The following is an 18,101-nucleotide window of genomic DNA, read 5'->3' as shown; positions in this document are numbered from 1 at the left end:
AATCGTATTATACAGTATGAAAGCATATTATGGTCGTCAACTTCTTAATCCTAAAATCGAGGCAAGACCCAAAAACTTAATCACGTTGCCCACTTTTATAGATAGCGTTTGTCAACGATGTGGACAAAAAAATACTGAAAAGTTACCGAATAATCATTATTATTGTTGCGGATGTTTGACATTGGGACGTGTCAGTTCACATGATGTCTTGCTGCATTTACCAGAACCAAATGAATTTGATGGCAAAGCAGCTTTATCATGGCAAGGGCAATTAACCGCACAGCAACAAGTTGTCAGTGATGAACTCATTCAAACATTATTATACAAACGAGAGCATCTGGTATGGGCTGTTACGGGTGCAGGAAAAACAGAGATGCTATTTCCAGTAATTCATCATGCATTGCAGAAAAAGTACCGTGTAGGGATTGTGTCACCACGAGTTGACGTTATTATAGAATTGGCACCACGTTTTCGCGCTGCCTTTTCAGAGACAGATATGGTTGTGTTACATGGTGCGCAGACAGAAGACTACCGCTACACACAGCTTGTTTTAGCCACAACGCACCAAATGCTTCGTTTTAAATCAGCTTTTGATCTACTAATTGTTGATGAAGTAGATAGTTTTCCTTATGATGGGGATAAAATGCTGGTGCATGCTGTAAAACATGCTAGAAAAGCAAGCAGCGCATTAATTTATCTTAGTGCGACACCAACTAAAAAATTACAAAAGCGTGTAACATCTAAAGATTTAACGGTATCATATTTACCCCTCAGATTTCATCAACATTTATTACCACTATTGAAAACAACAGTCGTTGGTCATTGGCGGAAGAAGTTACCGTCAAAATTTTTAAGACAGCTAAAAAAATTTTATCAAGAAGATAGGCGGTTTTTAATTTTTGTGCCAAAGGTTTCTGACTTAAGACGAGTTTATCAGGGTATTAAGCAATGTTTACCAGATATTGCTGGTGACTATGTACATGCTTCGGATCCAGAAAGGCAAGAGAAAGTACAAAAAATGCGCGATAAGGACATTCAATATTTGGTGACAACCACTATTTTGGAAAGAGGTGTGACATTTCCAGGAATTGATGTTTTAATTTTGGGAGCAGATGAGCCTATTTTTAGTGAAAACGCATTAGTGCAAATTGCTGGGCGTGTTGGACGTAATCATGACAGGCCAACTGGATTAGTTCAAGCTTATATCCGGCATACCAATCTCAAAGTAATTGCTGCACAAAATCAAATTAAGAAAATGAATCAACGCGGTCGACGACTGGGAGGACATATATGAATTGTCAGATGTGCCAAAATTATATTGATAATGAATTATCCTTGTTACAAACACTGGGTCTACTAAAAAATCAAAAAAAACTAATATGTCAAGCCTGTGAATCAGATTTTGCAGTCATTACAATGTCCTGCTCAGGCTGTGGCAGACAACAAAAATCAACGCAGTTATGTCGGGATTGTCGGCGTTGGCAGCAGCAAGGGAAAATACTACTTAAGCACACAGCACTGTACCAATATAATGATGCTATGCGTTCATTCATGCAACAATATAAGTTTAATGGTGACTACAAGTTACGTGGTATTTTTAATTCTAAGTTTATTCAGATAATCAAGTCGTTATCAAAAGATGTCATTGTACCAATACCAGTCAGTGAAAATACAATGAAGACACGTGGTTTTAATCAAACAACGGGGTTACTTGAAGGCATTATTTATCAAGAATTGCTTCAAGTGACAACAATAAAAAAATCCCATCAATCTCAATTTAATCGTAAAGCACGCATGTTAAGACAACAGCCTTTCACTTTGAAAGAGAGCAGCATATCCTTGCGAGGAAAGCACGTTTTGTTAGTGGATGATATTTATACGACAGGAAATACGCTTTATCATGCGGCTGACTTATTGTATAGTGCAGGCGCTATAAATGTGAAAAGTATATCTTTAGCAAGATGAATATGAGAAAATAAATGTTTTTACAGAAAACGCTTACACATATGGTATAATGAATCTAGTAACTCAATGGAGGAATTAATTATGTTAGATTATAATGTACGTGGCGAAAATATCGCAGTGACTGATGCACTTCGCGAATATGTGGAGAAGCGTTTGACAAAGTTGAACCGTTACATCGAGGAAAAATCAAGTGCTAATGTCAACTTGCGCACCTATAAATCAGATAATTCTGGTAAAGCTGAAGTAACAATTGTATTACCTTATGTTGTGTTACGTGCGGAAGATACAAATCCTGATTTGTATGCTGCTGTGGACGCTGTTTCCGAAAAGTTGGAACGTCAGATTCGTAAGTACAAGACTAAGATTAATCGCAAGTCACGAGAAACTGGCTTTAAGGGTATTGATTCAAACGATGAAATCCCAGATGCAGATGTTGATGATGAAGCTTTACAAATTGTACGCACAAAGCAAGTTGATTTGAAACCTATGTCACCAGAAGAAGCAGCATTGCAAATGGATCTGTTGGCACATGATTTCTTCATCTTCAAGGACGCGGAAACAAATACTGATTCAGTTATTTACAAACGTCAAGATGGAAAATATGGATTGCTTGAAACTGTAGAAAATTAAGTTATTGTAAAAGCCAAACGTTAGTTTGGCTTTTTTATGTTCAAAAGAATGTTGTAAAAGTCATAAAACTTTATAAAGTCAGTCACAAATGCCGCTTTTATCGTTATGCTAGTTAATGAATATCGTAAATAGAAGAGGTTTTTTATGTCAAGTTGGCAGAATTTGTTAAAAAATAAGAGACAATTAGTAAAATGGTTGCTGGCAGTGTTGATTCCTGTCTTATTAGTTGTGGGATTTTTAGGTACTATAAATTATCAAACGCAGCAACTTAATGGGTTACGTGTGGCAATCGTGAACCTAGATAAAGGTGGACAATATCGCGGAAAACAACAAAACATTGGTGCTAATTTTGCAGGTGAATTAAGTCAAAAAAAGACGTTTCGAGCTGTGACGTATGCGACAAGACAGAAAGCAGAAACAGCACTGTCTCATGGTGAGGTAAGTGCTGTTGTCATTATACCAGCAAATCTAACGAGACAATTACCAGGTTTAAATAAATCTGGTAAAAACATCAGCATACAGCAATTAGTTGCAAGTGGACAAAGTAAGATTGCTACACAATATATACAAACAGAATTAATGCAAGCATTGAATCGTGAAAACACACGACTCATATCAGGGACAGCCGATAGTTCAATATTGAGTAGTTTAGCCAACCAAAGTCAAAGTTTATCAAAACAAGCAAAAGATTTACAGGTGAACTTACAAGCAGTGGGGAATGGCGTTGATACACAGACAGCAAGTGATTTGCAAGATAAGGTACGAGATCAAACGACTAAACTAGCCAACTATTCCGCACAACTTAATGCAGCTATTAGTGCAAATGATACAGAAAAAATAAGTGAGATGGCTTCGGAAATTAACGATGTGTCTTATACCATGCAAACGACAATTGCTGGCGGTGTAGACAGTATTGTGGCTAATTTGAATAACGTTAAGGCAATGAGTGATGAGTCTGGTATTATTCAGTCAAGTGCAAACGATATTCAAAATGGGCAATCGAGCATTGCTGATAAACTCAAAGAGTCGCTTGGTCAGCAAACATCCAGTAACAATCAGTCACCACTTACTCAAACGTTGATTTTTAATATTAAAGATCTGCAACCAATAAAGCAAGATGGGCAATCCTTTTTACCTAATGTATTAGTTGTTGGGGTCACTATTTTATCACTTCTATTTGGTTTGATGTTGCCAGTCAAGTCGACTAAACAAGAAGCATTTGCGCTAGAACAGTGGTGGGAAACATTCCAAATCGGTGGCGTATTTAGCGCAATCGCTGTTGCGCTTATGGTATTTGGTGCAGGATTTTGGCAGATATCAATCGAAAATTTTTGGGCAGTAGCTGGCACAACTTTGTTGGCTTCTTGGGTTGTGATGAGCATTGTCTGGTATTTGAAACAAGTACTTGGTCAAGCAGGTTGGTGGCTTGCTAGTTTATTAATGACTTTACAAACAATTTTTGCAGTTATTGCTATACCTGGCACTATGACAACTGGTTTTTTTGGTCTATTGCAAAGAGTCTGGCCGTTAGCTACCTTTAATCGGGCAATTAATCAGATCATTTTTGGTGGTGATGTACAACAAAATCTTATCGTATTAGTATTATGGTTATTAGTATTTACGATTTTATTAGTCACTTATTATCGTATAAAACAGCGGCGAAATTTCAAGGCAACACTTAGTAATTAAATGGCAATGAGTATTAATATAGAAGCATTTAATAGCACACTAAAAGTATGGCGTAAGTCATACTTTTTTATGACTGAAAAGGGTGTAAACTGTTAGTATGGAAATGAAATCAAGTACAAGTGAAGCGACACGTGAAAGAATCCTTTTAGCTGCAACGGAATTGTTTTTAGCGCGTGGTTATGAGCAGACAACGACACGTGACATTACGAAAATGTTAAATATCACGCAGCCAGCCTTGTACCATTATTTCGGGGATAAAGAGACATTATTTGTTGAAGTGATTGACCGGGTGGGTAAACAAGTGGCTGAGGGTATGCGACTAGTTTTGCAGCAATCATATGATCAACCAAGCGACCAACTTGTCGCAATGACAGAAATTATAGTGACATATCACCCGCGTGATGTTTTTACGTTGATTCATAGTAGTTTTATATCGCTGTCATCAGATAACCAAAAAGCTTTGGGCATTATTTTTGGCCGTGATTATGTTGCCCCGATTGCACAATTTTTCGCTAAAGAGGCAGTTAAATTGAGAAAAAACATGGATGCACGTATGGCGAGTTCATTTTACATAACAAGTCTAGCCCCTTTGTTTGGTGACTTCCATAAATTAGGTAACGATGTGAGTATGAAAAAACGCATCGAACAATTACTTGATCTCATATTATATGGTGTATTGGAACGTTGAGTTTTATACCAGTTGATGGTATGCTAGAATGAGAATTTAACGGAGACAACACATATGGCTAGTCAAAAAGTATCACTCGCGTGCACAGTTTGTGGCTCACGCAACTATACAGTAACATTATCAAAGGATCGCACAGAACGTCTTGCGGTTAAAAAGTTTTGTGCGTTTTGTGGAAAACATACATTGCATCAACAAACAAAGTAAAGGTTATAGAGACATGCTGAAGTATTTTAGAAATGTTGCAACAGAAATGAAAAATGTGACTTGGCTGTCACAAGAACAAACATCAAAAGAAACAGTGACAGTGATTGCCGTGTCTGTTATTTTTGCGCTATTTCTGGGTGGTGTTGATTGGCTCTTACAAAGTGGCTTTAATTTCATCATAAATTAATAGCGAAATAATTAAAAATATAGTATACTATTACTAACGACAAGGACTTCCATGGAGAAGTTCTTTTTTGTGTAAAAATAATGAAGGGATGGCTCAGGAACAAACAAATCTTTGTTTCAATCTTGAGCGCTTAATATAATGTCAGAAAATAATGAAACACCACAAGAAAATGATGAAGTAACGACACCTAATACAGATAATATTGAAAAGTCATGGTTTGTCGTTCATACCTATTCGGGTTATGAACATAAGGTTAAGGCGAACCTAGAATCTCGTACACAAACTATGGGCATGACGGAACAAATTTTTCGTATTTTAGTCCCTGAACAAGAAGTAACAACAATTCAAGATGGTGAAGCAAAAACTTCTGTTGAAAATGACTTTCCAGGTTATGTTTTGGTAGAAATGGCTACACCTCATGATTATAATATGACTGATGAGGCTTGGTATGTCGTGCGTAATACGCCTGGTGTTACAGGGTTCTTAGGTTCTCACGGTGCTGGATCAAAGCCTAATTCATTGTTACCTGAAGAAGTTGACTTGTTAATGAAGCGTATGGGCATGGTGACACGAGAAGTTGTCGAGTTAGCTGTTGAAGTTGGACAAACAGTTAAAATTATTGCAGGACCATTTTCTGGTATGGAAGGTTCAGTGACAGCTGTTGATACCGAAAAGCAAACGCTAGAAGCAACAGTTGAAGTGTTTGGTCGTGAAACACCAACAGAATTAGACTTTGCTGACGTTGATACAGTATTGGACAACGCCTGAAAAGTGATTAATTTGTAATAAATACTTGCTAATTAGAACATGTTTTTGTATAATTAATGGGTATGTCATCGACATGCGTGGGAGCAGCACTTAAGCTGCGTCTACCACAACACGAGGAGGAAAAAATCGTGGCTAAAAAAGTTACAACAGTAGTTAAACTACAAATTGCCGCTGCTAAAGCAACACCAGCTCCACCAGTTGGTCCAGCTTTAGGACAAGCAGGTATTAACATTGCGCAATTCACAAAGGAATTTAACGCACGTACTGCAGATCAAGCGGGTTCAATCATTCCGGTTGAAATCTCTGTTTTCGATGATCGTTCATTCGAATTCGTTACAAAGACACCACCTGCTGCTGATCAATTACGTAAGATCGTTGGTAAAGGTTCAGGTGAACCTAATACCAAGAAGGTCGGAAACGTTACTTTGGATCAAGTTCGTGCAATTGCTGAAAACAAGTTGGCTGATTTAAATGCCAATGACATCACAGCAGCTATGCGTATGATTGAAGGTACAGCACGTTCAATGGGTGTTACTGTTGAAGGTGTTGACTTGACTGTTGAAGGTACAGCAATCAAGGAGGACGCAGAATAATGACTCAAAAACATGGTAAGAAATATATTGCAGCTTTGGCTAAGGTTGAAGCTGAAAAAAGCTATGCTTTAACTGATGCAGTAACGTTAGTTAAAGAAATTGATTATGCTAACTATGATGCATCTGTTGAAGTTGTCTTCAAGTTGAATGTTGACACACGTCAAGCTGATCAACAATTGCGTGGTGCTGTTGTTTTGCCAAATGGTACAGGTAAGGACAAGAAAGTTATTGTCTTTGCACAAGGCGACAAGGCTAAGGAAGCTGAAGCTGCTGGTGCTGACGTTGTTGGTGCTGCTGATTTAGTTGCACAAATCCAAGGTGGATGGTTAGATTTTGATACAGCCATCGCTACACCTGATATGATGGCTCAAGTTGGTCGTGTTGCACGTATCTTGGGACCTAAGGGATTGATGCCTAACCCAAAGACTGGCACAGTTACAATCGATGTTACCAAGGCTGTTTCAGATGCTAAGGGCGGACAAGTAACATACCGTACAGACCGTGACGGAAACGTTGCCGTGCCTGTAGGTCGTGTGTCATTTGAAGAAGGTAAGTTGGCTGAAAACATCAAGACAATTGCTGAAACTATCTTGAAGGCACGTCCAGCAGCTGTTAAGGGTGCGTATGTAGAACATGCATCTATCTCATCAACAGTTAGTCCATCAGTTTCATTGGATCTTAATGCACTATAAAACTGTTTGACGATATCAACTTCGTTTGATATACTTATTAAGTGAATTAAATCATTTTGCCTAAGACTCAGGTGGTACTTGTACCTTAATATCCTGCCGAGGAAGTTTAAAAAACTTTTCCCGCGTGTCTTTTGGTACGCGGGATTTCTTTTGCAAAATAATATTATGAAAGGAGAATATATATCATGAGTGAAAAAGCTATTGCAGTTAAAGCACAAAAAGTTGAAGAAATTGCTGATCAATTCAAAAACGCTGCTTCAGCCGTTGTTGTCGATGCTCGTGGATTGACAGTTGCTCAATCTACAGACCTACGTCATCAATTGCGTCAAGAAGGTGTTGTACTTGAAGTGATCAAAAATAAAATTTTGACACGTGCTGCTGAAAAAGCTGGGTTTGCTGAATTGAACGACATTTTTGCCGGACCTTCAGCCGTTGCTTTCTCAAATGATGATGCGATTGCACCATCACGTATTTTGAAGAAATTTGCTGACGCCAACGAAAAGTTGGAAATCAAGGGTGGTGTTGTCGATGGCAACATTGCTAACTTGGATGACATTAACAAATATGCATCTTTGCCATCACGCGAAGGTTTGTTTGGACAATTGTTGGCCGAGTTCCAATTCCCAATCCGTTCATTTGCATATGCTGTTAAAGCTTTGCAAGAAAAGTTGGAAGAGGAAAGTGGCGAAACTGCTACTGTTACCGAAGAAGCTCCTGTTGCTGAAGCAGCTACAGATGCTGAATAATTTTAAAAAAAACATACAAAAAATTGGAGGATTTAATCATGGCTTTTGATAAAGACGCGATTATCGCATCATTGAAGGATGCAACAATCTTGGATTTGGCTGATTTGGTTTCAGCAATCGAAGAAGAATTTAACGTTTCAGCTGCAGCACCTGTAGCAGCTGCTGGTGGTGCTGACGGTGCCGCTGCTGAAAAGACAGACTTTGATGTAGAATTGACTTCAGCAGGAACTGCTAAAGTTAAGGTTATCAAGGCAGTTCGTGAAGCAACTGGTCTTGGATTGAAGGAAGCTAAGACATTAGTTGATAACGCACCTTCAATCGTTAAGGAAGGTCTTGACGAAGCAGCAGCCAATGAATTGAAGGCAGCCTTGGAAGAAACAGGCGCAGCAGTTACATTGAAGTAATTTCTTTTTTTCGAAATTACGAATCAGTGTTATTGACTTAATATATTATTATTTCATTTCACAATTGATTCACTATATTAAAAGAGGTGCTTCGGTACTTCTTTTTTTGTACATAAACCAAAGGAGCAATTATGGACACATCTAACAAAAAAGTGGCTGGAGAAATGTATTTTACTGCCAATCCTAATTCAGAACATCATTATCAAAATTTTGATTTTGATTTACTGGGTGAGCATCTACATTTTACGACAGATAGTGGCGTTTTTTCAAAATCAACTGTTGATTTTGGTACACGCGTGATGTTGGATTCATTAAAAAAGACAACATTTATAGCAGGAAAAGTACTAGATCTTGGTGCGGGGTATGGGCCAGTTGGTGTTGCTGTCGCAAAAGCTTTTAAACGTGAAGTGGATATGGTTGATGTGAACGAGCGTGCCTTAGAACTTGCGCGTAAAAATGCAGAGCAAAATCACGTTTCTAAGCTAGTTAATGTTTTTCAATCTGATGTATATGATAATATTTCAGATAAATATGCTTTAATATTAGTTAATCCACCAATTCGAGCTGGTAAAAATGTCGTTACGGCAATGTTACAAGACGCCAGCAAGCACTTACTGTCGGGTGGTAAATTAATAGCAGTACTACAAAAGAAGCAAGGTGCGCCTTCTGCACAAAAAAATATGACCATTGCATTTGGTAACGCTAGAACTATTTATAAAAACAAGGGATATTATATCTTGGAGAGTATATATGTTCCAAAAACCAATATTTAGTCAAGATCAAATTGATTATTTTATGCAAGTTGCTCTAAATGAAGCAAAAATTGCTGAAAAAGATGGCGAAGTGCCAGTTGGTGCAGTTATCGTTAAAGATAACCAAATAATTTCTCGGGCACATAATCATCGGGAGGCGTATCAATTAGCAACAGCACATGCAGAATTATTGGTCATCGAAGATGCTAATCAAACATTAAAGTCCTGGCGTCTAGAAAACACGGCTCTTTTTGTAACACTAGAGCCGTGCATTATGTGTGCTGGTGCAATTATAAATGCACGTATTCCGGCTGTTTACTACGGTGCTGAAGATGCTAAAGGTGGTGGCACCCGATCGTTGTACCGGTTATTAGAAGATGAGCGTTTAAATCATCGCGTCGATGTACATACGAGCATTCGTAGTGAAGAGGGCGGTGCATTATTGCAAAACTTCTTTAGAAAAGTACGATTACGTCGTAAAAAAAAGAACGAAAATAAATAATAGACTATTATTATTTAACATTTCGTACTATAATATAATAAGACTAATCAAAAGAGGAATAGCATACATGCAAGATCCGAATGCTTGGCGTAATGACCAAGAGTATTTAAATATTGTCGATGATTTATTGCAACATAAAGAAGTGCAACAACTTTCACAGTACACACAACATCACTTTTCAAACAGGTTACGTCACTCTATATCAGTTTCATATCAGTCTTATATTATTGCAAAAAAAATTGGTGCTGATGCAACAGCCACGGCACGTGCAGGTCTTTTGCATGATATGTTTTACTATGATTGGCGTGTAACAAAGTTTGAAGAGGGATCGCATGCCTATGTACATCCCCGTGTCGCGTTGAAGAATGCACAAAAAATTACACATATTAATGCAAAAGAAGCAGATATTATTTTAAAACATATGTTTGGAGCAACTATTGCATTGCCAAAATATCGTGAGAGCTGGATTGTGTCAATTGTGGACGATTTTGCTGCGGTAAATGAATACTTGGTGCCAAAAGCATATTTGTCATATTTTAAATGGCATACAAAATGGACTAAAAAAATTGCCGAAGTATTTGCGTAAATTTTAAAAATTAGATATAATAGTAAAGCAGGCAAGCATTGGCTCTCGAACCGGGTCAGGACAGGAATGTAGCAGCCCTAAGGTTGTTCGATGTTGTGCTTGTGTACATAGTTGACCGCATTGCGGTCTTTTTTTGTAAGTAACGTATGGTTTATGGTATAAATGAAGCATGGATATACTGTTATTTACAGTAAGGTGACAAAACATAATGGAGGTGGGGACATTGGCATATCAAGCATTATATCGTGTTTACAGACCTCGAACGTTTGATGATATGGTTGGACAAGAGGTTATTACGCAAACACTGAAAAACGCCATTGAAACTAATCAAACAGGTCATGCTTACTTGTTTTCCGGCCCACGTGGAACAGGTAAAACATCTGCAGCTAAAATATTTGCACGTGAAATAAATGGCATAGATTCAGAAACTGATGATTCTCAAATTCCTGATATTATTGAATTTGATGCAGCCTCGAACAGTCGTGTTGAAGATATACGAGATATTTTATCAAATGTTGATTATGCCCCCATTGAATCAAAATTTAAAGTTTATATCATTGATGAGGTGCACATGCTGTCAAATAGTGCATTTAATGCATTACTCAAGACATTAGAAGAGCCCCCAGCAAATGTAAAGTTTATTTTAGCAACAACAGAACCACAAAAAGTACCAGTTACCATTTTGTCACGGACACAACGTTTTGAATTTAAACGCATTGATAGTCTAGTGATTGAAAAACGATTGGTAGATATATTAGAGAAACAACAAATTAATTATGAAGAAGACGCATTGCGCATTATTGCAAATGTTGCGGAAGGTGGCATGCGCGACGCCTTATCAGTGCTTGACCAAGTCATTTCATTTAATACTGGTGTTGTAACTGCTAATAATGCACTACAGGTAACAGGTTCAACAACAGCAACACAACTCCTGTCCTATGTTAAGACACTTAGTGATGGGGAAATACCTAAAAGCTTACAAATACTACATAGTATTTTAATTGAGGGTAAAGATGCGCAACGTTTTGTGATTGATTTGCTTGGTTTGTTACGAGATGTTATGCTTGCAAATCTTGCACCAGAATTAATTAAATCAACAGTCCAGCTAGCAGATTTACAATTGTTAGCAAAAAAGCTCGATATGAAACACATTGAAAAAATGATGGTTATGCTTGACGATACGCAAAAGCAGTTGATGCAAACAACGCAAAGTGATATTTACTTGGAATTGTTGACTGTCAAATTGGGTATGATATCAGAATCAGAGCATAGCCAAGCAATTACAGAACCAAACGTAGAAATACCAAAAAAATCAAACGTCACAATTGATGTGGTTGATCGACATCAGGTATTAGAGCCGCAACAGGTAGTCTGTGAAGAAAATCAAGAGGCTACCCCTGTTACTGACAAGAGTGAAGTTGCAACTAATAATCAACATTCAGATGTTGGAGAAGCCAGCTTGTTGGTAAGAACTGGACAACAAGCAGTGTTTGCCGTATTACAAAATGCAAAGCGTGAATCACTTAGCCGTATCAAATCGGCATGGTCAACGTTGATTAAGCAATTTGATATTTCACAACAAGCTATGTTGACAATTGCTGAGCCTGTAGCTGCTAGCGACGAAGGCGTGGTGTTGGCATTTGACTATCCTGCATTACTTGAGCAGGCAATATATGATAATAGTATGCAACGTCAGTTGGACTCAGTTTTGCGCGATCAGCAGTTACCAACAGAAATGGTGTTTATCTCTCAAGATGAATGGCATCAGGAACGTGCATCATATGTTACACAACTCAAAACGGGTACAATACAACGTATAACATTAACTGATTTGCCACATGTTACTAATAAACAGGCCGTGCCAACAAGCGAAAAGCCAATGTCAAAAGTGGAAACAACCGAATCACCTGTCGTGACAGAAGCAAAAAAAATGTTTGGCGATGATATTGTCACTGTCATTGATTGACTAATAAAGAAGGGATAGGCTAGTATAGCCTTTTAATCTATGGATTATCCAGAACCTATTGCAAAATTAATAGATAGTTATACAAAACTACCGGGTATCGGACCAAAAACAGCGACACGTTTAGCTTTTTATACGTTGGGTATGGGTGAGGAAGATGTGGCGAGTTTTTCAAGGTCATTAATGTCTGCTAAAAAAGATCTGACATTTTGTGATATATGTGGTAATATTACGGAAAATACTCTTAATCCTTGCGTTATTTGTCGTGATTCGTCAAGAGATCAGTCAACAATATTTGTTGTAGAAAACTCTCGTGATGTTATGGCGATGGAAAACACACGTGATTATCATGGCCTATATCATGTTTTAAATGGTGTTATCTCCCCGAGTGCTGGTACTGGACCTGAAGATATTAACTTACCTAGTCTCATTCGTCGTTTATCAGATCATCAAGAAATCAACGAAGTAATCGTTGGCACAAATGTTACTGCTGAAGGTGAAGCAACGGCAATGTATCTTGCCAGGCTTTTGAAGCCGGCAGGAATTAAAGTCACACGGTTGGCACATGGGCTGGCTGTTGGGTCTGATATTGACTATGCAGATCAATTAACATTGATTAAAGCTGTACAAGGACGAACAGAATTATGATATTTGGTAGAAAAAAACGTGAGTTACGGCAAGAATACGATCAAGCACTTGTATTTCAGATTGATAAGGCTAAAATAGACTGGGATACGGCACAAAATTCTGAACAAGCACTATTAGATGGACAGGTGAATGTTCGATTAATTCAGTCTCAAACAGCGCTGCAAAAAGCAAAATTTAATTATCTATATCGTGAGGCACGTCGTCGTAAAACTGTTGGGCATATGCAGACGCATGTTTTGAAAACAGACCGTAATCAATTCTGATATGACTCATTCAAACACGAAAAGTAGGTATAACAAACCATGACAAAACCATTATTTATCACATTTGAAGGGCCAGAGGGTGCAGGTAAAACTAGCGTGTTAAAAGCGTTGATTTCTGAACTGAAACCGATACTAGGTGATGATTTAATTACAACACGTGAACCAGGTGGTAATCCAATATCTGAAGCAATTCGTGCTATTTTGCAACCAGAAGATGATAATGGTATGGATGAACGAACAGAGGCGTTACTTTATACTGCAGCGCGTCGTCAGCATTTGGTAGAAATTGTGTTACCTGCGTTGAAAGCAGGTAAAGTAGTCATCTCTGATCGTTATGTAGATAGTTCTTTAGCCTATCAAGGTGGTGGACGCGGCTTGGGTATTGACAATATATGGCAAATTAATCAATTTGCCATTGATGGTTTATTGCCTGATTTAACAATTTATTTTGATGTGCCACCTGAACTTGGTTTATCTCGTGTCAAGGCTAATCGTCAAGGCAAAATTGATCGTTTAGACAAAGAAGACTTGGCTTTTCATCAAAAAGTACGTGAAACTTACTTGGAATTACAACATCAATCTTCTGATAGAATTAAAACAATCGATGCGACACAGCCATTAGATAAAGTCGTAGATGATGCACGTGAATTATTGTTAGAGTTACTTAAAACTCGAAAGGGGTAATTTTTATGAAATTAATCACAGCTATTGTTCAAGATAAAGATACAACAAAATTAAGTAATGCATTTGTTAAGGCAGATGTACGTGCAACACGGTTAACAACATCTGGTGGCTTTTTACGATCAGGGAACACGACATTTTTGATAGCAATAGAAGATGAACGTGTGCAAGCAGTACTTGATATTATTCAATCTGTTTCTAAAAAGCGGAAGCAATATATGGTACCGCCGGTAAGTTTAGATGCTGGTGGTGCACATGTTGGTGCGTATCCAGTTGAAGTTGAGGTTGGCGGTGCAACAGTATACACTCAGAGTATCGAATCATTCCATCAATTCTAATGCAGTCAGATTTTACAACAATTGCAAAATTAGTTTACCCAACACAAGTATCACGTTTTGTGTCTTTAATTGAAAAAAAACAATTAAGTCACTTATATTTGTTTGTCGGACCAAGCCAGCCAGAAAAGCTGGCTTTTTCGCAATACTTAGCTTGGCAACTGATTGGCGCAACTGATCGTAATATTATCAGAATTACTGAGGGCGATCACCCAGATGTCAAGATAACGCGACCTAGCTTACCCAAAAGTGGTAGTGGGACAAACCGCACTTGGAAAGTTGATCAAATTCGGTCCTTGAAACCAGAATTTGTAACGGTTGCTCAAGAGAGTAATCAAAAAATTTTTGTTTTTGATGCTGTAGAAAGTCTTCAAGCAGAGTCAGGAAATGCTTTACTAAAGTTTATTGAGGAACCTACGGGTCCACAACTGATTATTATGTTGGCAGAAAATTTGAATGAAGTAATGACAACCATTCAGTCACGTGCACAGATTATTCATTTAATACCCGAAATAACACTAGATAATTCTACTGATACTGTTGATGAAGAGTGGCGCAAGGCAACACAGTTACTATTATTTAAATGGTTTGAATTACTGATGCAACGCCGTATTGAAGCTTTTGTCTACGTACAAACAAAACTTGTTAATCAATTAAAAGATAATAAGCAACAACAGTTGTTTTTAGTCTGGCTTCATCAATTATCTAGGGATACCGTCGTTTATGGACAAATTCCTGATGATATGTTGTTGTTTCCCAAACTAGTTGGACTGTACAAAACTTTAGTACAACGCTACAATAAAAAGCAATTAGTTGATGCAAGTGATGCTATTTTTTTCGATGATAAAATACGGCAAACAAACGTGTCACTACAAGCACGACTTGAAAAAATTGTGCTCGACGTGACAATTGCATTAGGAGAATAACATGCAGCAACAAAAAAGTTTTGAACAGGGTGAGACAGGAACGTTATTTTTAGTACCAACACCAATAGGCAACTTGCAGGATATGACACCACGTGCCATTGAAACACTGAAACAGGTTGACCTAATTGCAGCTGAAGATACACGCCATACGCAACAACTTCTTAATCATTTTGATATTAAAACAAAACAAACGAGCTTTCATGAGCACAATTGGCAGAATAAACTTCAAAGCATTATTATAGATTTGCAAAACGGTAAAAATATTGCGCAAGTTAGCGATGCGGGTATGCCGTCTATTTCTGATCCAGGTAAAGAACTTGTATCTGCAGCTGTTGAGGTTGGTCTAACAGTTGTCCCTATTCCAGGAGCAACAGCAGGAATAACTGCCCTTATTGCTAGTGGGCTGGTACCACAGCCATTTTATTTTTATGGCTTTTTACAGCGAAAGAGTAGTGATCAAATAGCAGAATTACAACAGTTATCAACAATTCGAGATACCATTATTTTTTATGAATCACCCCATCGTATCAAAAAAACATTAGAAAACATTCAAAAAATAATGGGAGAGGAACGACGTGTTGTACTTGCTCGCGAATTGACCAAACGCTATGAAGAATTTCTTCGTGGAACAACGAAGGAACTAGTTGAATGGGCACAAAATAATGAAATACGTGGTGAATTTGTTATGATGATTGCCGGTTATCAAGGCGTTGTTGAAAAGGAAGAAGCGTTAGATGATCGGAATTTGTCTGTTCAAGAAGCCGTTAACAACCTGATTAATAGAGGCTTGAAGCCTAATGCTGCGATTAAACAAATTGCTAAATTGCGCGGATTAGATCGACAGTCAGTTTACTCAGATTATCATGGGATTGATGATTAGTCGTTTAGAGTAGATATGTTTAAATAAGGGGATGGATATGCGGACATTTGAGATTAAACGCCATGTTGAATATTACGAAGCTGACACAACTGGAAAGTTATCACTGCCAATGATTCTAAATTGGGCGGTACTCGCATCAAAAAAGCAAAGCGATACATTAGGTGTTGGGCCAAAGTCATATATGAGTCGTGGATTGGGTTGGGTTATTTTACAGTACGAAGTTGATATTGTTAGACGACCAGAAATTAATGAAGAAATTACAATTAAGACTTTTGCCGCTAAGTACAATCCTTTTTTTGTTAGTCGACCATTTACATTTTTTGATAGTCAAGGACATGAGATTATTCATGTTAAATCTATTTGGACGATGATAGATATTGATAACCGACGAATGGCACGATTGCCACAAGATATAGTTGACGCATATCAAGCTGAGCGAGTTAAGCAGATCCCACGTATTGCCAAACCCACAGCAGTTGGTGTTGATGAGGTATTTGAAGAAAAGAGCTATCATGTCAGATATCTTGATATCGATGCCAACAAACATGTCAATAATTCTAAATATTTTGAATGGATGCAGGATGTTTTATCACCAAATTTTTTATCAACACATGAAATTACCTATCTTAATTTAAAGTATGAAGCAGAGGTGCGCTTGGGTCATATGGTTCAATCGCAAGTCGTGTTGCAAGATAATTTTAGTAAACATCGTATTATGGTCGATGACGTTGTCAATGCAGAAGCCGAGTTTAAGTGGCGTCACACGACGATTTAGTGTAAACTAGAAGTATAAATTTAGGACGGAGAGTACCTGCTATGTCAGTATTAGTATTAGGTGGCGCTGGATATATAGGTTCACACATGGTTAAAAGGCTGGTGGAAGCTGGTCGTGAAGTTGTGGTTGTGGATGCGTTGTTTACTGGTCATCGTGAAGCAGTAAACCCTGCTGCCAAGTTTTATCAGGTTGATATTCGTGATAAAGCGGCATTATCAGAAGTGTTTGATCACGAAAATATTGAGCAGGTTGTTCATTTTGCTGCTTTTTCTATCGTACCGGAGTCAGTGGCTAATCCACTGAAGTACTTTGACAACAATACAAGTGGCATGATTTCGTTACTTGAAGTGATGAAGGAACATGATGTGAAGCAGATTGTCTTTTCATCAACAGCAGCGACTTATGGTAACCCTGTGAACATTCCAATTAAGGAAACTGATCCACAGAACCCAATCAATCCTTATGGCGAATCAAAACTTATGATGGAAAAAATCATGGCATGGTCTGATCAAGCGGATGGTGTGAAATGGGTTGCATTGCGTTACTTTAATGTTGCTGGTGCGGCTGAAGATGGCACAATCGGTGAAGATCATAAACCAGAGACACATCTTGTACCAATCATTTTGCAAGCTGGTCTTGGACAACGTGAATATATTGAAATGTTTGGTGATGATTACAACACACCAGATGGTTTCAATGTACGTGATTATGTGCATGTTTTGGATTTGGCGGATGCACATATTCGATCTTTGCAGTATTTGGCAGATGGTAATGACTCGAACCAATTTAACTTAGGTTCAGCCACTGGCTTTTCAGTTAAGGAAATGGTTGAAGCTGCGCGTGTGGCAACAGGCGTTGATATTCCAGCCAAAATTGGTCCACGTCGTGCCGGTGATCCAGATATTTTAATTGCTAATTCAGATAAAGCTCGTGATGTCTTGGGTTGGGCACCAAAATATGATAATGTCCAAGATATTATTAAGACAGCTTGGAATTGGCATAAAAACCACCCAACGGGCTATAGTGATAAATAGATCATGACAGTAGGTGATAATATGCTTTAATTATTATCGCTTTTTTAATTCAGTTATTGCACAAATAACAAATACATGATATACTAATTTTTGTTGTGAAAGCGACAAATGGACAGCTAGCTCAGTTGGTAGAGCAACGGACTCTTAATCCGTGGGTCCAGGGTTCGAGCCCCTGGCTGTCCACTAAAAA

Annotated in this window: 24 protein-coding genes, 1 tRNA gene, 1 other RNA gene and 1 other annotated feature; all 26 genes read left to right on the top strand. The window is 38.0% G+C overall.

Annotation, left to right across the window (positions count from 1 at the left end):
- The first annotated feature begins 16 nt into the window (after positions 1–16).
- The 26 genes from K5Q13_RS07010 to K5Q13_RS06885 all read left to right on the top strand — a co-directional run bounded on the left by K5Q13_RS07010 (position 17) and on the right by K5Q13_RS06885 (position 18,094).
- A complete protein-coding gene (locus tag K5Q13_RS07010; protein WP_220740996.1) occupies positions 17–1,294 on the top strand; it encodes an ATP-dependent helicase ComFA in 1,278 nt (425 codons plus the stop codon).
- Positions 1,291–1,965, top strand: coding sequence for a ComF family protein (locus K5Q13_RS07005; RefSeq protein ID WP_220740995.1), 675 nt, complete (start codon positions 1,291–1,293; stop codon positions 1,963–1,965). Before K5Q13_RS07010 ends, K5Q13_RS07005 begins: the two co-directional genes overlap by 4 nt.
- A gap of 81 nt (positions 1,966–2,046) precedes the next feature.
- Positions 2,047–2,595 (top strand): ribosome hibernation-promoting factor, HPF/YfiA family, encoded by a 549-nt coding sequence (hpf, locus tag K5Q13_RS07000; protein WP_220740994.1) that lies wholly within the window; start codon positions 2,047–2,049, stop codon positions 2,593–2,595.
- Between the two features lie 144 nt (positions 2,596–2,739).
- Positions 2,740–4,284, top strand: coding sequence for an ABC transporter permease (locus K5Q13_RS06995; RefSeq protein WP_220740993.1), 1,545 nt, complete (start codon positions 2,740–2,742; stop codon positions 4,282–4,284).
- Between the two features lie 97 nt (positions 4,285–4,381).
- The gene (locus K5Q13_RS06990; protein ID WP_220740992.1) at positions 4,382–4,972 is read left to right on the top strand and encodes a TetR/AcrR family transcriptional regulator; all 591 of its coding nucleotides are present in this window, start codon (positions 4,382–4,384) and stop codon (positions 4,970–4,972) included.
- A 54-nt stretch (positions 4,973–5,026) separates the two neighbouring features.
- Positions 5,027–5,176, top strand: a complete 150-nt coding sequence (rpmG, locus tag K5Q13_RS06985) for a 50S ribosomal protein L33 (RefSeq protein ID WP_220740991.1) — start codon at positions 5,027–5,029, stop codon at positions 5,174–5,176.
- Between the two features lie 13 nt (positions 5,177–5,189).
- Entirely contained in the window at positions 5,190–5,363 is a 174-nt protein-coding gene (gene secE / locus K5Q13_RS06980; protein ID WP_220740990.1) for a preprotein translocase subunit SecE, read from the top strand.
- A 138-nt stretch (positions 5,364–5,501) separates the two neighbouring features.
- On the top strand, positions 5,502–6,131 hold the full coding sequence (gene nusG, locus K5Q13_RS06975; RefSeq protein ID WP_220740989.1) for a transcription termination/antitermination protein NusG: 630 nt from the start codon (positions 5,502–5,504) through the stop codon (positions 6,129–6,131).
- Between the two features lie 128 nt (positions 6,132–6,259).
- Positions 6,260–6,724, top strand: a complete 465-nt coding sequence (rplK, locus tag K5Q13_RS06970) for a 50S ribosomal protein L11 (protein ID WP_220740988.1) — start codon at positions 6,260–6,262, stop codon at positions 6,722–6,724.
- The gene (rplA, locus tag K5Q13_RS06965; RefSeq protein ID WP_220740987.1) at positions 6,724–7,416 is read left to right on the top strand and encodes a 50S ribosomal protein L1; all 693 of its coding nucleotides are present in this window, start codon (positions 6,724–6,726) and stop codon (positions 7,414–7,416) included. The genes rplK and rplA overlap by 1 nt, the downstream gene beginning before the upstream one ends.
- Positions 7,417–7,457: 41 nt before the next feature.
- Positions 7,458–7,574 (top strand) — a sequence feature (ribosomal protein L10 leader region).
- A 27-nt stretch (positions 7,575–7,601) separates the two neighbouring features.
- Complete coding sequence (gene rplJ / locus K5Q13_RS06960; protein ID WP_220740986.1) at positions 7,602–8,162, top strand: 50S ribosomal protein L10; 561 nt, start codon at positions 7,602–7,604, stop codon at positions 8,160–8,162.
- A 38-nt stretch (positions 8,163–8,200) separates the two neighbouring features.
- Positions 8,201–8,566 (top strand): 50S ribosomal protein L7/L12, encoded by a 366-nt coding sequence (gene rplL / locus K5Q13_RS06955; RefSeq protein ID WP_220740985.1) that lies wholly within the window; start codon positions 8,201–8,203, stop codon positions 8,564–8,566.
- 131 nt (positions 8,567–8,697) lie between these two features.
- Entirely contained in the window at positions 8,698–9,339 is a 642-nt protein-coding gene (locus tag K5Q13_RS06950) for a class I SAM-dependent methyltransferase (protein ID WP_220740984.1), read from the top strand.
- Positions 9,317–9,820: a tRNA adenosine(34) deaminase TadA gene (gene tadA, locus K5Q13_RS06945; RefSeq protein ID WP_220740983.1), complete on the top strand. Its 504-nt coding sequence runs from the start codon at positions 9,317–9,319 to the stop codon at positions 9,818–9,820. The genes K5Q13_RS06950 and tadA overlap by 23 nt, the downstream gene beginning before the upstream one ends.
- Before the next feature lie 67 nt (positions 9,821–9,887).
- Complete coding sequence (locus K5Q13_RS06940) at positions 9,888–10,406, top strand: HD domain-containing protein (RefSeq protein ID WP_220740982.1); 519 nt, start codon at positions 9,888–9,890, stop codon at positions 10,404–10,406.
- Positions 10,407–10,425: 19 nt separating this feature from the next.
- Positions 10,426–10,519: signal recognition particle sRNA small type (gene ffs, locus K5Q13_RS06935), an RNA gene on the top strand.
- Positions 10,520–10,629: 110 nt separating this feature from the next.
- Complete coding sequence (gene dnaX, locus K5Q13_RS06930) at positions 10,630–12,372, top strand: DNA polymerase III subunit gamma/tau (RefSeq protein ID WP_220740981.1); 1,743 nt, start codon at positions 10,630–10,632, stop codon at positions 12,370–12,372.
- A gap of 39 nt (positions 12,373–12,411) precedes the next feature.
- Positions 12,412–13,017 (top strand): recombination mediator RecR, encoded by a 606-nt coding sequence (gene recR, locus K5Q13_RS06925; protein ID WP_220740980.1) that lies wholly within the window; start codon positions 12,412–12,414, stop codon positions 13,015–13,017.
- Positions 13,014–13,280, top strand: coding sequence for a YaaL family protein (locus K5Q13_RS06920; RefSeq protein WP_220740979.1), 267 nt, complete (start codon positions 13,014–13,016; stop codon positions 13,278–13,280). The genes recR and K5Q13_RS06920 overlap by 4 nt, the downstream gene beginning before the upstream one ends.
- A gap of 39 nt (positions 13,281–13,319) precedes the next feature.
- Positions 13,320–13,964 (top strand): dTMP kinase, encoded by a 645-nt coding sequence (gene tmk, locus K5Q13_RS06915; protein WP_220740978.1) that lies wholly within the window; start codon positions 13,320–13,322, stop codon positions 13,962–13,964.
- 5 nt (positions 13,965–13,969) lie between these two features.
- On the top strand, positions 13,970–14,299 hold the full coding sequence (gene darA, locus K5Q13_RS06910; RefSeq protein ID WP_220740977.1) for a cyclic di-AMP receptor DarA: 330 nt from the start codon (positions 13,970–13,972) through the stop codon (positions 14,297–14,299).
- Complete coding sequence (locus K5Q13_RS06905; protein ID WP_220740976.1) at positions 14,299–15,222, top strand: DNA polymerase III delta subunit-related protein; 924 nt, start codon at positions 14,299–14,301, stop codon at positions 15,220–15,222. The genes darA and K5Q13_RS06905 overlap by 1 nt, the downstream gene beginning before the upstream one ends.
- A gap of 1 nt (position 15,223) precedes the next feature.
- Complete coding sequence (rsmI, locus tag K5Q13_RS06900; RefSeq protein ID WP_220740975.1) at positions 15,224–16,102, top strand: 16S rRNA (cytidine(1402)-2'-O)-methyltransferase; 879 nt, start codon at positions 15,224–15,226, stop codon at positions 16,100–16,102.
- A 37-nt stretch (positions 16,103–16,139) separates the two neighbouring features.
- Positions 16,140–16,877, top strand: a complete 738-nt coding sequence (locus K5Q13_RS06895) for an acyl-[acyl-carrier-protein] thioesterase (RefSeq protein WP_220740974.1) — start codon at positions 16,140–16,142, stop codon at positions 16,875–16,877.
- A 41-nt stretch (positions 16,878–16,918) separates the two neighbouring features.
- Positions 16,919–17,911: a UDP-glucose 4-epimerase GalE gene (gene galE / locus K5Q13_RS06890; RefSeq protein ID WP_220740973.1), complete on the top strand. Its 993-nt coding sequence runs from the start codon at positions 16,919–16,921 to the stop codon at positions 17,909–17,911.
- Between the two features lie 110 nt (positions 17,912–18,021).
- Positions 18,022–18,094, top strand: a tRNA-Lys gene (locus K5Q13_RS06885).
- The last annotated feature ends 7 nt before the right edge of the window (positions 18,095–18,101 follow it).

The sequence above is a fragment of the Leuconostoc miyukkimchii genome, from assembly GCF_019656055.1.
In the GTDB taxonomy this organism is placed as follows: domain Bacteria; phylum Bacillota; class Bacilli; order Lactobacillales; family Lactobacillaceae; genus Leuconostoc; species Leuconostoc miyukkimchii.
This window is presented reverse-complemented; position numbering and strand designations above follow the sequence as displayed.

What these genes read in the sequence shown, in the direction of transcription:
- K5Q13_RS07010 (WP_220740996.1), top strand. Translation starts at nt 17, where the DNA reads ATGAAAGCATATTATGGTCGTCAACTTCTTAATCCTAAAATCGAGGCA.
- K5Q13_RS07005 (WP_220740995.1), top strand. Translation starts at nt 1,291, where the DNA reads ATGAATTGTCAGATGTGCCAAAATTATATTGATAATGAATTATCCTTG.
- hpf (WP_220740994.1), top strand. Translation starts at nt 2,047, where the DNA reads ATGTTAGATTATAATGTACGTGGCGAAAATATCGCAGTGACTGATGCA.
- K5Q13_RS06995 (WP_220740993.1), top strand. Translation starts at nt 2,740, where the DNA reads ATGTCAAGTTGGCAGAATTTGTTAAAAAATAAGAGACAATTAGTAAAA.
- K5Q13_RS06990 (WP_220740992.1), top strand. Translation starts at nt 4,382, where the DNA reads ATGGAAATGAAATCAAGTACAAGTGAAGCGACACGTGAAAGAATCCTT.
- rpmG (WP_220740991.1), top strand. Translation starts at nt 5,027, where the DNA reads ATGGCTAGTCAAAAAGTATCACTCGCGTGCACAGTTTGTGGCTCACGC.
- secE (WP_220740990.1), top strand. Translation starts at nt 5,190, where the DNA reads ATGCTGAAGTATTTTAGAAATGTTGCAACAGAAATGAAAAATGTGACT.
- nusG (WP_220740989.1), top strand. Translation starts at nt 5,502, where the DNA reads ATGTCAGAAAATAATGAAACACCACAAGAAAATGATGAAGTAACGACA.
- rplA (WP_220740987.1), top strand. Translation starts at nt 6,724, where the DNA reads ATGACTCAAAAACATGGTAAGAAATATATTGCAGCTTTGGCTAAGGTT.
- rplJ (WP_220740986.1), top strand. Translation starts at nt 7,602, where the DNA reads ATGAGTGAAAAAGCTATTGCAGTTAAAGCACAAAAAGTTGAAGAAATT.
- rplL (WP_220740985.1), top strand. Translation starts at nt 8,201, where the DNA reads ATGGCTTTTGATAAAGACGCGATTATCGCATCATTGAAGGATGCAACA.
- K5Q13_RS06950 (WP_220740984.1), top strand. Translation starts at nt 8,698, where the DNA reads ATGGACACATCTAACAAAAAAGTGGCTGGAGAAATGTATTTTACTGCC.
- tadA (WP_220740983.1), top strand. Translation starts at nt 9,317, where the DNA reads ATGTTCCAAAAACCAATATTTAGTCAAGATCAAATTGATTATTTTATG.
- K5Q13_RS06940 (WP_220740982.1), top strand. Translation starts at nt 9,888, where the DNA reads ATGCAAGATCCGAATGCTTGGCGTAATGACCAAGAGTATTTAAATATT.
- recR (WP_220740980.1), top strand. Translation starts at nt 12,412, where the DNA reads ATGGATTATCCAGAACCTATTGCAAAATTAATAGATAGTTATACAAAA.
- K5Q13_RS06920 (WP_220740979.1), top strand. Translation starts at nt 13,014, where the DNA reads ATGATATTTGGTAGAAAAAAACGTGAGTTACGGCAAGAATACGATCAA.
- tmk (WP_220740978.1), top strand. Translation starts at nt 13,320, where the DNA reads ATGACAAAACCATTATTTATCACATTTGAAGGGCCAGAGGGTGCAGGT.
- darA (WP_220740977.1), top strand. Translation starts at nt 13,970, where the DNA reads ATGAAATTAATCACAGCTATTGTTCAAGATAAAGATACAACAAAATTA.
- K5Q13_RS06905 (WP_220740976.1), top strand. Translation starts at nt 14,299, where the DNA reads ATGCAGTCAGATTTTACAACAATTGCAAAATTAGTTTACCCAACACAA.
- rsmI (WP_220740975.1), top strand. Translation starts at nt 15,224, where the DNA reads ATGCAGCAACAAAAAAGTTTTGAACAGGGTGAGACAGGAACGTTATTT.
- K5Q13_RS06895 (WP_220740974.1), top strand. Translation starts at nt 16,140, where the DNA reads ATGCGGACATTTGAGATTAAACGCCATGTTGAATATTACGAAGCTGAC.
- galE (WP_220740973.1), top strand. Translation starts at nt 16,919, where the DNA reads ATGTCAGTATTAGTATTAGGTGGCGCTGGATATATAGGTTCACACATG.